This window comes from Sphingobacterium zeae (assembly GCF_030818895.1).
Taxonomy (GTDB): Bacteria; Bacteroidota; Bacteroidia; order Sphingobacteriales; family Sphingobacteriaceae; genus Sphingobacterium; species Sphingobacterium zeae.
Genome location: NZ_JAUTBA010000001.1, coordinates 2840526 through 2853571 on the forward strand (window position 1 = coordinate 2840526; position 13046 = coordinate 2853571).

Annotated in this window: 11 protein-coding genes; 5 read left to right on the top strand and 6 right to left on the bottom strand. The window is 41.7% G+C overall.

Going from position 1 to position 13046, the window contains the following annotated elements; all coding sequences use genetic code 11:
* Window positions 1-16: 16 nt before the first annotated feature.
* From QE382_RS11855 to QE382_RS11870, 4 genes are read left to right on the top strand one after another with little or no spacing between them, the layout of a single operon-like run.
* Entirely contained in the window at window positions 17-1261 is a 1245-nt protein-coding gene (locus QE382_RS11855) for an MFS transporter (protein ID WP_307188024.1), read from the top strand.
* Window positions 1262-1304: 43 nt separating this feature from the next.
* Complete coding sequence (locus QE382_RS11860; RefSeq protein WP_293954004.1) at window positions 1305-2990, top strand: GMC oxidoreductase; 1686 nt, start codon at window positions 1305-1307, stop codon at window positions 2988-2990.
* A 19-nt stretch (window positions 2991-3009) separates the two neighbouring features.
* Entirely contained in the window at window positions 3010-4443 is a 1434-nt protein-coding gene (locus QE382_RS11865; protein ID WP_209581027.1) for a Gfo/Idh/MocA family protein, read from the top strand.
* Between the two features lie 19 nt (window positions 4444-4462).
* Window positions 4463-5092, top strand: a complete 630-nt coding sequence (locus QE382_RS11870; RefSeq protein ID WP_307186072.1) for a gluconate 2-dehydrogenase subunit 3 family protein — start codon at window positions 4463-4465, stop codon at window positions 5090-5092.
* A 46-nt stretch (window positions 5093-5138) separates the two neighbouring features.
* On the opposite strand, the gene QE382_RS11875 is transcribed toward QE382_RS11870, so the two are convergent.
* Window positions 5139-5864, bottom strand: a complete 726-nt coding sequence (locus QE382_RS11875) for an acyl-[acyl-carrier-protein] thioesterase (protein WP_307186073.1) — start codon at window positions 5862-5864, stop codon at window positions 5139-5141.
* Between the two features lie 279 nt (window positions 5865-6143).
* Here QE382_RS11875 and QE382_RS11880 point away from each other — a divergent pair, with 279 nt between their 5' ends.
* Entirely contained in the window at window positions 6144-6410 is a 267-nt protein-coding gene (locus QE382_RS11880; protein ID WP_293884505.1) for a hypothetical protein, read from the top strand.
* A 154-nt stretch (window positions 6411-6564) separates the two neighbouring features.
* Here QE382_RS11880 and QE382_RS11885 read toward each other — a convergent pair whose 3' ends face one another.
* From QE382_RS11885 to QE382_RS11905, 5 genes are all read right to left on the bottom strand, one after another.
* Window positions 6565-7866 carry a TolC family protein gene (locus tag QE382_RS11885; RefSeq protein WP_307186074.1) on the bottom strand — a complete coding sequence of 434 codons (1302 nt, stop codon included), beginning with the start codon at window positions 7864-7866 and terminating at the stop codon, window positions 6565-6567.
* 7 nt (window positions 7867-7873) lie between these two features.
* Window positions 7874-10957 (bottom strand): efflux RND transporter permease subunit, encoded by a 3084-nt coding sequence (locus QE382_RS11890; protein ID WP_307186075.1) that lies wholly within the window; start codon window positions 10955-10957, stop codon window positions 7874-7876.
* Window positions 10958-10963: 6 nt separating this feature from the next.
* Window positions 10964-12025 (bottom strand): efflux RND transporter periplasmic adaptor subunit, encoded by a 1062-nt coding sequence (locus tag QE382_RS11895; protein ID WP_307186076.1) that lies wholly within the window; start codon window positions 12023-12025, stop codon window positions 10964-10966.
* 184 nt (window positions 12026-12209) lie between these two features.
* Complete coding sequence (locus tag QE382_RS11900) at window positions 12210-12362, bottom strand: 30S ribosomal protein THX (RefSeq protein WP_294184815.1); 153 nt, start codon at window positions 12360-12362, stop codon at window positions 12210-12212.
* Window positions 12363-12442: 80 nt separating this feature from the next.
* A complete protein-coding gene (locus QE382_RS11905; protein WP_307186077.1) occupies window positions 12443-13045 on the bottom strand; it encodes a hypothetical protein in 603 nt (200 codons plus the stop codon).
* Window position 13046: the final 1 nt, after the last annotated feature.

Here is a 13046-nt window from a genome sequence, read left to right on the forward strand (position 1 = left end):
CACCATTTTTTTTATGATTTCATCAACAATAAAATTTAAACTATCCTTCATGATGTTCCTCGAATTTTTTATTTGGGGGGGATGGTTTGTCACATTAGGTACTTTCTTGAGCAAAAATCTACATGCAACGGACTTTGAAATGGCCAATGTATTTTCAACACAATCATTGGGAGCAATTATCGCCCCTTTTATTGTCGGAATGATTGCCGACCGCTATTTTAATGCGGAGCGTATTTTGGGTGTTTTACACTTGGTGGGCGCAGTATTAATGTACCAAATGTATGGTGCTGCAGACATGGCTACTTTTTATCCGTATGTATTGGCTTATATGGTGCTTTATATGCCAACATTGGCTTTGGCTAGTTCAGTTTCCTTTAGGCAATTGACCAATCCGGAAAAGCAATTCTCAGGTATACGTATCTGGGGAACAATTGGTTGGATCGTAGCAGGCTTAGCAATCAGTTATATCTTTAGATGGGATGCAGCAGCATCAGAGGGTGCTTTGAAAAATACATTTTTAATGTCAGGGGTTGCTTCATTGGTACTTGGGGTATTCTCGTTTGCATTGCCTAAAACGCCTCCGGTTAAATTGGATGAAGGCGAAAAACCTTCGTTTGCATCAATCATTGGCCTGGATGCGATTAAATTATTGAAAGACAGAAACTTTTTTATATTTTTCATTTCTTCGGTATTGATCTGTATTCCATTGGCCTTTTATTACTCAAATGCAAATTTATTCCTTTCGGAGATAGGTTTGGAAAATCCAACGGGTAAGATGACTATCGGTCAGGCATCGGAAGTATTGTTCTTATTGGCTTTGCCAATTTTCTTTACGCGATTTGGCTTTAAGAAAACAATCCTTGTGGGGATGCTTGCTTGGGTAATCCGCTACCTGTTATTTGCTTATGGCAATGCGGGCGAGTTATCGTTCATGTTGTTGATCGGTATTGCATTGCACGGTATCTGTTATGACTTTTTCTTTGTTTCCGGTCAGATTTATACAGATAGCAAAGCGGGTGTTAAATACAAATCGGCTGCTCAGGGCTTAATTACTTTGGCAACGTACGGTGTTGGACAGCTGATCGGTTTCTGGGTTGCTAGTTATGTCGGAGACAAGTACAAAGATTTGAAGGCAACTGACCTGGCGGCATTTTGGAATCATACCTGGGTCGTACCAGCAATTATCGCAGCGGTGGTATTCTTTATCTTTCTAGCCCTTTTTAAGGACGAAAAGATTGATAGTACAAATGCTGCACACTAAACAGAAAAATAACTATTTAAAAAAACAAATAATTAGAAGAGAGATGGCAACAAATACTTATGACGCAATTGTAATCGGTTCGGGGATAAGTGGTGGATGGGCTGCGAAAGAATTGACAGAGAAAGGGCTGAAAACAATTATGCTGGAGCGTGGTCGTAACATCGAACACATCAAAGATTATACTGCGCCAAATAAAAATCCATGGGAATGGCCACATGCTGGCGGTCGTACGCAAAAAATGATCGAAGAGTATCCGGTTTTGCGTAGAGATTACCCATTGAACGAAAAAAACCTGGATTTTTGGGTAAATGAAAAGGAAAGCCCTTATACCGAAGTCAAACGTTTTGATTGGTACCGTGGGTATCATGTCGGCGGTAGATCGCTGATGTGGGGAAGACAATCTTATCGTTTAGGCGATTTAGATTTCGAAGCGAATTTAAAAGACGGTCACGGTGTGGATTGGCCGATTCGTTATAATGAAATTGCCCCTTGGTATAGTTATGCTGAAAAATTTGCTGGTATCTCGGGTAATCGTGACGGTGTACCATCTTTGCCAGATGGAGATTATATGCCTGCAATGGCGATGAATATTGTTGAAAAAGACTTGGCGGAGCGTTTGAAAAAACAATACGGCGGTCAACGTCATTTCATTATGGGTAGAACAGCAAACATTACTGTTCCGCATCACGACCGTGTAAATTGTCAATATCAAAATCAATGTTGGTTGGGGTGTAACTTCGGTGCCTACTTCAGTACACAATCGGCGACTCTTCCAGCAGCGAAAAAAACAAATAACTTGACCTTACGCCCTTTTTCCATCGTAACTAAGATTATCTACGATAAAAACACGAAAAAGGCAAAAGGTGTAGAAATTGTCGACGCTGAAACAAATCAAACCTATGAATTCTTCGCGAAGGTCATCTTCGTTTGTGCATCTGCATTGAACTCCACATGGGTGTTGATGAATTCGGCCACCGATGTATGGGAAGGCGGTCTTGGTAGCAGCAGCGGTGAATTGGGCCACAATTTGATGGATCACCATTTCCGTTGTGGTGCTGGTGGTAAAATAGATGGTTATTTGGATAGCTATGTGTATGGCCGCAGACCGACAGGTTTGTATGTACCTCGTTTTGTAAACGTAGAAGGTGATACCAAAAAGCGTGATTATGTCCGTGGATTCGGATATCAGGGTGCTGCAGGTCGTGGACGTTGGTCTGGTGCTGTTGCCGAGATGGAAGTGGGTGGTGCATGGAAAGATGCCATCTGTGAGCCAGGTGACTGGACCGTAGGTTTTACCGCTTTCGGAGAAACACTGCCTTATCACGAAAATAAAGTTACGCTCGATAAAAGCAAAAAAGATAAATGGGGATTACCTGTATTATCATTTGACGCGGAGATCAAGGATAATGAATTGAAGATGCGTGGTGACATGCAGAACGAAATGAAAGAAATGTTGGAAAAAGTTGGCGTGAAAGATATCTATACCTACGATAATGTATATGGCTTCGGTCAAGGTATCCACGAAATGGGAACCGCTCGTATGGGACGTGATCCAAAAACTTCCGTTTTAAATGGTAACAACCAAGTGTGGGATGCATTGAACGTCTTTGTGACTGATGGTGCTTGTATGACTTCTGCAGGTTGTGTCAACCCTTCATTAACGTACATGGCCCTTACTGCTCGTGCAGTTGACTTTGCAGTAAGTGAATTGAAAAAAGGTAACATCTAATAGCTAAAGATTCATAACAATGGAAAATAACGCAAATAAGACGAGTAGAAGAGGTTTTATAAAGAGTGCTGCAACCGCTGCGGCGGCTTTTATGATCGTCCCTCGCCATGTATTGGGCGGAAATGGCTTTACAGCTCCAAGTGACAAATTACAAGTAGCAGGTATCGGTGTAGGAGGCAAAGGTTTTAGCGACATCAACGCGTTTCATGATTCAGGGAAGGCAGATTTGGCTTTCTTGTGTGATGTGGACGACCGTCGTGCAGCCGGTGCATTAAAACGTTACCCGAAGGCAAAATATTATAAAGACTATCGTGAGATGTTGGATAAGGAGCACAAACGCATTGAAGCTGTTTCTGTTTCGACTCCAGATCATCAACATGCAATTCAGGCGCTTGCAGCTATGCAGTTGGGTAAGCACGTGTACGTTCAAAAACCGCTGACACACGATGTTTGGGAAGCCAGAGCTTTGACGCATGCCGCTAAGAAATATAAAGTAGTGACCCAAATGGGAAATCAAGGGGCATCGAATGATGGACCACGTTTTGTGCGTGAATGGTACGAAGCTGGTCTTATTGGTGATGTACATACTGTATATTGTTGGACAGACCGTCCGGTATGGCCTTCGGGTATTGCTTGGCCTACAGGTAAAGCTGAGATTCCGAAAGAATTGGATTGGGATCTTTGGTTAGGGACTGCACCTTACAAAGAATATGTCGACAAATTGGTGCCTTTCAACTGGCGTGGCTGGTGGGATTATGGTACCGGTGCATTGGGCGATATGGGCTGTCATTTGTTGGAAGTGCCTTTCAGTACCTTAGGGCTCACCTATGTACAAGATGTACAAGCTACTGTAGGTTCTGTATATGTGGATGAGTTCAAACGCGGATATTTTCCGGAAAGCTGTCCGCCATCAAGCCACGCAACATTAACATTCCCGAAAACACCGCGTACTAATGGCCCTGTCACATTACACTGGATGGACGGTGGTATTCAGCCCGCTCGTCCGGATGAATTAGGTCCAAACGAAATTTTTGGTGATGGTGGTAACGGAATCTTACTTGTCGGTACAAAGGGAAAAATCCTTGCTGATACTTACGGACAGAATGCACGTTTATTACCAACGTCGAGAAAAGAACAAATTGCCCAAAAGTATGCGCGTGTACCCGGACAAGAAAGTGGACACTATGCACAATGGGTAGAAGCTTGTCAGGCTGGATACGGTAAGAAAGAGGTGAGTTCGCCATTTGAAATCGCCGGTCCATTGACTGAAGCTTTATTGATGGCTAATTTGGCAATCAGAGGAGCTGATTTACGTATCGATGGCAAATATCCTGGACGTAACCTGAAATTGCTGTGGGATAACAATAATATGCGCGTTACAAACTTCGATCATGTCAATCAGTATGTAAAACGTAATTACAGACAAGGTTGGGAAATGAAATATAATTTCTAAAATTAAGATATTTAGTAGTATGAATAGAAGAGAAGCATTACAACGAGTTGCCTTAATTTTAGGAGGTACCGTTATTGGCGCTAATTTATTTTTGGAAGGTTGTACACGTTCAGCAACGAAAGATGTGCAAGCATTATTTGAAGCGAAAACGACCGACTTGCTAGGTGATCTAGCGGAGGCTATTTTACCTAAAACTGCTACTCCGGGGGCGAAAGAAGCAGGGGTAGGAAGTTTTATCCCTGTCATGGTGCGTGACTGCTATACAGAGAAGCAGCAAAAAGCATTTTTAGATGGTTTGGGCAGTTTGGACGACAAATCGAAAGAAGTGAAAGGGAAACCATTCCTGGAACTTTCGGCGGAAGATAGAACGGCTGTCGCTGCGGCTTTGGATAAAGAAGCGAACGAGTTCAACAAAAAACAGGCTGAAGATCAGAAAGATAGTCGCGAGAAAAATAGAGAGAAACAGAATGAATTGTACAATTATGTGGATAATGATCCACCTCATTGGTTCACCATGTTTAAGCAGTTAACGTTGACCGGTTTCTTTAACTCTGAACTGGGCTGCACAAAGGCATTACGCTATGTGAAGATTCCTGGAAAATTTGATGGTAATCTTCCATACAAAAAAGGAGACAAAGCATTTGCTTAACAAAGCTTGCAAAAGTAAAGATAAAAAGGAGACCAAGGTCTCCTTTTTATTTTGTCTCGATTGCCAGAGCAAAATGGATCCGCTGTTGTTTAGTAACGGTCATAAAATATCCCTGATCGGTAGAATCACCATTAATTTCTACGGTATCATTATAGCGCAGTTCACGAAGGTAGTTCATCTCCAACGACCGGATCTGATTAGTTAATACGAGCTCCATAGGCAATCTGTCCATACACCAGTCGAGATATTTAACATTGTTGGCGTGGTTGACAATATCCAGATCGGAGAGTTTTACACTATATTCATCCCTATTTTTGACCGGACTGGTGATATCGAGTTTCGAAAAAGGCCGCTGGGTGGCTGGACGGTCGGGATATGTCACAAAATCTTCGGTCGAAATGGCCAGTGTTTCGGAACTTCTTTTTACTGTATTGATGACGGCCCAATAACTGCTTGCTGTCACATAAGGCTGCCCATTCACTGTAATTTCAAAATTTCTGGTCGAGCGTGCGCCTGCCAATTCCTGCACCCAGGTTTTCACCTTGACAATATCCATCCATTTGGGTAATCTCGTAATCTCAATTCGTATACGGCTTAGTACCCACGTTTGGTTATGTTTGGCCATTTCTTTAAATCCAAAACCCGCTACATTGGCATGCTCTCCAGCGGTGAGCTGCAAGATATTAGATAAATCGGAGAAGCGGATGCGACCATTGGAGTAGCACTGTGTGAAATTAATTTCCCACTCTTTTTCGAAAACAGATGGTTCCATATAGTATATATTTTCCGCAAAAATAGAGAATAAGAATCATTTGTGCCATCCCCACAAGCTGAAATGACACGCTATTCAGATAACGTGGAATCTTCCTAAGGTACAAACGTTTTTTTATTGTAAAATAAATGATAGTTTTTAATTATTGTATTGATTATTATACGTGGAATTGGTAGATTTAGATAAGCCAATGGCAGAGGAAGATAAAATAAGATTGGCTTAAAAGCGTTATTGATTATGTAACGCAAACACTATTGTTAAACATTAAATGCTCGTATTATGGTTGGACAACTAATAGCTAAAGAGGAAATTCCTCAATTTAAATTTATCCCGGCGATTGAAGATAAGACAGCGACCTTTATGGATAAATTGAAAGGTGCACTTCGGTTGGGAAATGAGTTTAAATCCAAAACCGAAATTGCCTTTCAGACAGATTCCGGACCAAAACGTATCGAAACCACGGTGTGGTCGTTGACCGATAGATATATTCAGATTAAAAGTGGCGTTTTAATACCATTAAAGTCTATTATTGCAATTGATTATTAAATAGACAAAGAAAGGCTCCTCATGTAGTTAAGGAGCCTTTCGCTTTTAATGATAGATGCTGTTAAATGATAGATGCTGTTAAATGATAGATGCTGTTAAGAAGCGCATCAGTACTGTTTCCCTTTCCAAGAGGACCTCTTGCAAAAAGAAATTTCTAATACGTTTCGCCTGTTAATTCTTTTAGGCGTATCTCGGATACCTTCGCATCGTATTGTGCAGTATAGCTACGTGTCATTGCATTGATGTAATTTAGCTGCGCTGTTCTTACTTCCAACGTGGTGATGGTACCTATCCGGAATTTATCCATGGTGATGTTTAAATTTTCTTTTGCCAGTTCCTCGTTTTGCCGTTCTACATTGGCCAATTCGATGTTGGTAATGTAGGTTTGAAACAAAGTCCTTACCTGAGCCTGTATATCCTGTTTTTGCTGTTTGATCTGTATTTCAGCACTCTTAATCTGAAATTTCGCAATACGTTCGTTTCTATTTTGCAAAAAGCCGTTGAATATGTTAAGGGATGCCGATACACCGTAGGTGAGTCCTCTATTTTTGTTTTCTGTAGAGAAACCAAGAGAGGAGTGAGATTCGTTCCAATTATACCCGCTATTTAAACCAATTTTGGGATAACGTTCGGCTTTGACTGTCTTTAGGTTAAGTTCGGCGACACGGTTGTTGATGATGGCAAGCTGAATTTGAGGATTTTGTTGATCAGCAATTTCGATGAGATTACCCAGTTTAAGATCCGTATCCAGTTTCATTTCATCTTCAACGTCAAAGTTTAGACTCAAATCTCTTGTCATCAATTGGTTGAGGTAAGTTTTGGTGTTTTTAAAGCTTTCGAGCTGCCTAAGCAGGTTTGTCTGATCGGTATTTAGATCGACTTTAGCATTTAGTAGATCGAGCTTGGAACCTTTTCCGATCTGCAGGCGATTTTCCGCCAGAGTAACCCGATATTGAGAAAGTGTAATGGTTGTATCTAATGCGTTGATCAATCGTTTTTGCTGCACAAGATTATAATAGGTAGCCATGACTTCACTGAGTTGCGTAATGACCTCATATCTAATCTCAGCCTCGCCCTGACGCTGTATCTCTTTAAATCGATCCCTACGCGCAAACATACCCAGTCCGTCAAATATCGTCCAGTTTAAGTTAACACCATACGACATATTGTCATTTTTTGCATTGGAAACCTGCTGTACCTGTCCATCGGCCCTAACCTGTCTTGAATTCTGGACCGAATTACTTCTGCTAAATGTACCGGTTACTGCGGGAAGCATACCTGCGCTGCCTAAACTGGTATACTCGATATCAATGTTGTTGTCATTTTTAGCCAAAAGAATATTGAAGTTATTGCTCAACGTTGTTTTTAGCGCATCTTCCAAGGTCAATATCTCTTGGGCACGAGCTTGAAACATGATGGAGCAAAGCCATAGTAGTAGGGTGAAATTTCTCTTCATGTTTTAATTATTCGTAGCTTTTAATGTTATCAAATTCTGGTCTATGTTTTTTTTGTCGTGACCACATATAATAGATGGCCGGGATGATGAATAACGTCAGAATAAGGGAAAATATGGTGCCTCCGACGATTACTACCCCCATCCCAATTCTGCTGGTCGAAGCAGCACCGAGCGACATGGCAATCGGCAAAGCGCCTAACGCAATGGCCAAACTGGTCATTAAGATCGGTCTAAGCCGCGATTCAGAAGCATGCATAATGGCCTCCAATTTTTCCATTCCCTCTTCCCGCATCTGGTTGGCAAATTCAACAATCAGGATACCATTTTTGGTGACGAGGCCGATCAGCATAATCGTTCCGATCTGGCTGAAGATATTCCAGGTCTGATCAAATAACCATAAACTGATCAGCGCACCGGCTACAGCCATGGGAACAGTCAGAATGATGATAAAAGGATCAAGGAAGCTTTCAAATTGAGCCGCTAAGATCAAGTAGATTAGTAATAGAGCCAAACCAAATGCAAATAGGGTGTTGGAGCTACTTTCAACAAAATCACGCGATTCTCCGCTTAGATCGGTCGTAAAGCTCTGATCGAGCACTTTTTCCTTTATCCGATCCATTGCAGCAATACCATCGCTCATACTCATCCCAGGAGCCAGGCCGGCGGAAACGGTAGCGGACATATAACGGTTGTTGTGATAGAGTTGGGGCGGACTGCTTTCTTCTTTCACGCTAACAACGTTGTCCAATTGGATAAGCTGCCCCATGTTATTACGTACATAGATGGAAGAAAGATCCGTTGGAGTCGCCCGACGGTCATTCTCAACCTGTCCAATAACTTGATATTGTTTTCCGTCGCGCATAAAGTACGCAAAACGTTGACCGCTCAGCAACAGTTGTAAGGATTGCGATACATCCAGTACAGAAACGCCTAGGCTTAGCGCCTTTAGCCGGTCAATTTCAACATGAAGTTCTGGTTTGTTGAACTTGAGGTTGATATCTGTTGTGGAGAACGTAGGGTCGCTGTTGACCTCACTCATAAATTGCGGTATTTTTTCCTGAAGCTTTTCAAAATTCTGCGCCTGGATAATATATTGAACGGGCAATCCACCTCTACGATTCATGGATATTGTGGGCGACTGTGATACATTGACCCGAACAGCATCGTATTGTTTAGTCCATTTGGTCAGTTCCTTCGCAATATCATCCTGGGATTTCTGGCGTTCGCTTGGGTCAACCAACGTCATCCGGATGCGTCCGGAATTGACAGACGCGGCTCCGAAGCCAGGTGAAGTGATGTTAAGACTGATTTTATTCTCCGGAATCGAATCATACACCAGTTTGTCCAGTTCCTGCATGTAACGATCCATATATTCGTAGGTAGCACCTTCTGGACCTGTTACATTGACAGAGATATTGCTTCGGTCGTCGTACGGTGCAGTTTCTTTTTTAATGGATGAAAAAAGGATTCCAATAACCACAAAGCAGATGATTAGGATCGGAAAACTGATCCATTTAAATTTCATGAATTTGTCAAGGGCATTGGCATACCCCTTGTTCATCTTGACAAACATGGGTTCGGTCCAATTATAAAATTTTGTTTTTTTGTGTCCACCACCTTTAATTAGGTAGGCATTGAGCATAGGGGTGAGGGTCAGCGAAACAAATGCAGAAACTAATACGGCCGAAGCGATAACGACTCCAAATTCGCGGAACAACCGGCCTACAAAGCCTTGAAGAAATATGACAGGTAAGAATACCGCTGCAAGTGTGATTGAAATCGAGATAACGGCAAAGAAGATTTCCTTCGAGCCCTTCAAAGCAGCCTCTATGGGAGACATACCTTCTTCCACTTTCTTAAAGATATTTTCCGTCACTACAATCCCATCGTCGACGACAAGGCCTGTCGCGAGTACGATGGCGAGCAGCGTAAGTACATTAATTGAAAATCCGAAAATGTACATAATAAAAAAGGTTGCAATCAGTGAGACGGGAATATCCAGAAGAGGCCGCAATGCGATACCCCAGTCGCGGAAGAAAAAGTAAATGATCAAGGTAACCAAGATAATTGAAATCAGCAGTGTCTCGGCGACTTCCTCCACCGATTTTTTAATAAATGTGGTGTTGTCAGAAGCAATGTTAAGGATAATATCTTCGGGTAGATCTTCCTTGATCTGATCGAGCATTTTATAAAAATTATTGGCAATTTCGAGGTAGTTTGTTCCGGGTTGAGGGATAACCGCTATACCAACCAATTGCTTTCCATTGCTGACCATTTTTGTTTCCAGATTTTCCGCATCTATCTCTGCCCGGCCAATGTCGATGAATTTGACAATACGGCTACTATCGGATTTCAGAATGATATCATTAAACTGCTCGGGTGTAGAAAGGTTTCCTACGGTTTTTACAGTGAGTTCGGTGGTATTTCCAACAATTTTTCCAGAAGGCAATTCAACGTTTTGATTATCCAGAGCCGCGCGGATATCAGAAGCGGTGATCCCGTAAGCAGCCATGCGGTCGGGGTTGAGCCACAACCGCATGGCGTAGCGCTTTTGACCGTAAATTTGGGTACTGCTGACACCTGGAATTGTCTGAAGTCTTTCTGAGATCACATTTTCGGCGTAGTCGCTCAGCGAAAGTTTATCGCGCGTTTCACTTTGCAGCGTCAACGTGATAATAGGATCGGAGTCGGCATCTGCTTTAGAAACCACTGGCGGAGCATCGATATCCTGAGGCAAGCTACGGATGGCCTGAGAGACCTTATCACGGACATCATTTGCCGCTTCTTCAAGGTTTTTCTGCAGACCAAACTCGATGGTGATGTTACTGGACCCCTGGTTACTGGAGGATGATATATTCCGGATGCCATCGATGGAGTTGATGGCTTTTTCCAACGGTTCGGTAATCTGAGATTCAATGATATCTGGATTTGCACCGGCATAGTTTGTTCTTACAGAAACAATAGCCGGGTCAATGGAGGGGTATTCGCGGACGCCCAAAAAACTAAAACCAATGTAGCCAAATAATATAATGGTTATATTGACGACAATAGTTAGCACCGGACGTTTGATAAAAATAGCTGATAAATTCATGTACAGTTAGTTAGCTAATGATACCTTAACTTTTGATCCATCTTTTAACGACAGCACACCTGTGGTTAAGACGGTGTCACCAACACTGATTCCAGATAAAACGACAATATCTTTGTCCGTACGTGCACCAGTTTCAACCTTCACTTCTTTGGCTAGGCCATGCTGTAATACAAACACCTTCTTTCCGTCCTGAACAGGTACGATGGCTTCAGTTGGGATCGATATGGCATCGTTTTCTACCTCGATTGGAACGCTAACGTTGACAAATGATCCTACTTTCAATTTTCCCTGCTCATTCGTTGCGCGGGCTCTGACTGTCAGTGTTCGGGTGTTAAGTGATACTTGAGGTTCTATAGCGTAGATAGTTGCTTTCATGACGGTTGGATCATTGGCAACACTAAACTCGATCGGCATATTGATTTTAACGATACTGCTGTATTTTTCGGGGACTGCAAAGGTGATTTTTACCAGGTTGTCCTTGACCAGATTTGTGATCAGCGTGGTGGGTGAGACAATGGCTCCTACAGATATATTCCGTAATCCGATCATTCCACTAAATGGCGCTCTTATAGTGGTCTTTGATATTTGTGCCTGGATCAACTGGATCTGTGCGGCAGATGTTTTTAAGGCCGCGCTGGCAATATCAAACTCTTCCTGACTGATAGCACCTTTTTGCAACAGCAATTTTGCCCGACGTTCATTTTCTGCATTGAGCTGATTGGTCGTTTGGGATTGTCTTAATTGCGCCTGCAGTTCTATATCATCAATCTTGATTAAAGGTTCGCCCTGCCTGACACGCTGCCCTTCTGCAAAATATATTTTGGTAATTCGACCACTGACTTCACTTCTGACCTCGACCTGCTCTTCTGCGTCAATGCTTCCCGAAAGATTGATCGATCTATCGGCAACAGAAGATTTGGCAATGATCGCCTGTGCCGGAACAGGCACATCTTTTTTCTCCTTTGGCTTATCGGTGCCCACTTTGTCTTTTCTAGCGGTCAACAGAAAGTATGCACCTCCAAAAACAGCGCAGGCCAAAAGAAGGTAAATGATCGATTTTTTATTCATGTGGTATAGTATCTTATGTACTTCTTACTTTTAACGGGTAAATATAGGTTTATTATAATGCGGATACGGGTTGTCAAAAGGATTTTACAATATGCACGGAACTTAAGCAAGAAACTGCACTGCGCGTTACATGGAGCGAAGGGAGATAAAAAAAGCTAGAAATAATTTTCTAGCTTTGCGTCTACTATTTTTTTGATTTTGTCTTTTGTTCCACTTCTTTTGGAGCCTCATCGTTAATTTTCGGCTTGATTGCAGCTCTTGATAAATGCGGTCTTCTTTTTCCAAAAGAACCATTTGATATTTTTCCTCTTCTGGTTTTGATGTCACCTTTTCCCATAGTGTAAAATATTTTGGTTTTAAAAATGATATATAACCTAAATATAGGGATTTGTTTTGAAAGATTCAACTGCTTTGTATTCAAATGATGGGAAAAATACGTTTTTGGACATCAATTTTGAAGTTTTTGGTAATGGTATCAAAAAACAAATTGTTGACCGGTTTGTTTTCAGCAACCAAGTAGGGGATTTCCAATATGTTATTTTTTAATTTAATACGGTAATAACCATACAATAATCCTCTAGTCGTCTGAATCGATTCGATTTTCTGCACGGCTTCGATATCCTTAAAAAGGTTAAAGCTATAATTTTCTCCTTTTAATTGTTCAATAAAAACTTCATCAGTTTTGGCATTATACCATATTTGCTGGCTTTTTACCTTGCTAAAATGGTTGTTGAATAAAAAGAGGTAACCCAAAAGAAAGATTGCAATTGGAAGTAAGAACAGTACGATTTTTATCTTTATGAAAAGCAATACGACAATCAGAATCAGGATAACCCCCATAACGACATTGGAAATGGTTTTTTTTAAATTCGCCTGAATGACTGCGGGGGAAGCCTCAATCAATTGAAAGCCTGTTCTTAAATACTTGGATACATCGGAAGCAAACCCAAAAAAATTTAATTTCTTGCGTATCACCAGATAAGCAATAAGAAGGATAAGTCCAATGATCAGAAACCGCATA

Bases quoted from the DNA above. Each gene is read 5' to 3' on its own strand.
- QE382_RS11860 (WP_293954004.1), top strand. From the start codon at position 1,305: ATGGCAACAAATACTTATGACGCAATTGTAATCGGTTCGGGGATAAGT.
- QE382_RS11865 (WP_209581027.1), top strand. From the start codon at position 3,010: ATGGAAAATAACGCAAATAAGACGAGTAGAAGAGGTTTTATAAAGAGT.
- QE382_RS11870 (WP_307186072.1), top strand. From the start codon at position 4,463: ATGAATAGAAGAGAAGCATTACAACGAGTTGCCTTAATTTTAGGAGGT.
- QE382_RS11875 (WP_307186073.1), bottom strand. From the start codon at position 5,864: ATGGAACCATCTGTTTTCGAAAAAGAGTGGGAAATTAATTTCACACAG.
- QE382_RS11880 (WP_293884505.1), top strand. From the start codon at position 6,144: ATGGTTGGACAACTAATAGCTAAAGAGGAAATTCCTCAATTTAAATTT.
- QE382_RS11885 (WP_307186074.1), bottom strand. From the start codon at position 7,866: ATGAAGAGAAATTTCACCCTACTACTATGGCTTTGCTCCATCATGTTT.
- QE382_RS11890 (WP_307186075.1), bottom strand. From the start codon at position 10,957: ATGAATTTATCAGCTATTTTTATCAAACGTCCGGTGCTAACTATTGTC.
- QE382_RS11895 (WP_307186076.1), bottom strand. From the start codon at position 12,025: ATGAATAAAAAATCGATCATTTACCTTCTTTTGGCCTGCGCTGTTTTT.
- QE382_RS11900 (WP_294184815.1), bottom strand. From the start codon at position 12,362: ATGGGAAAAGGTGACATCAAAACCAGAAGAGGAAAAATATCAAATGGT.
- QE382_RS11905 (WP_307186077.1), bottom strand. From the start codon at position 13,045: ATGCGGTTTCTGATCATTGGACTTATCCTTCTTATTGCTTATCTGGTG.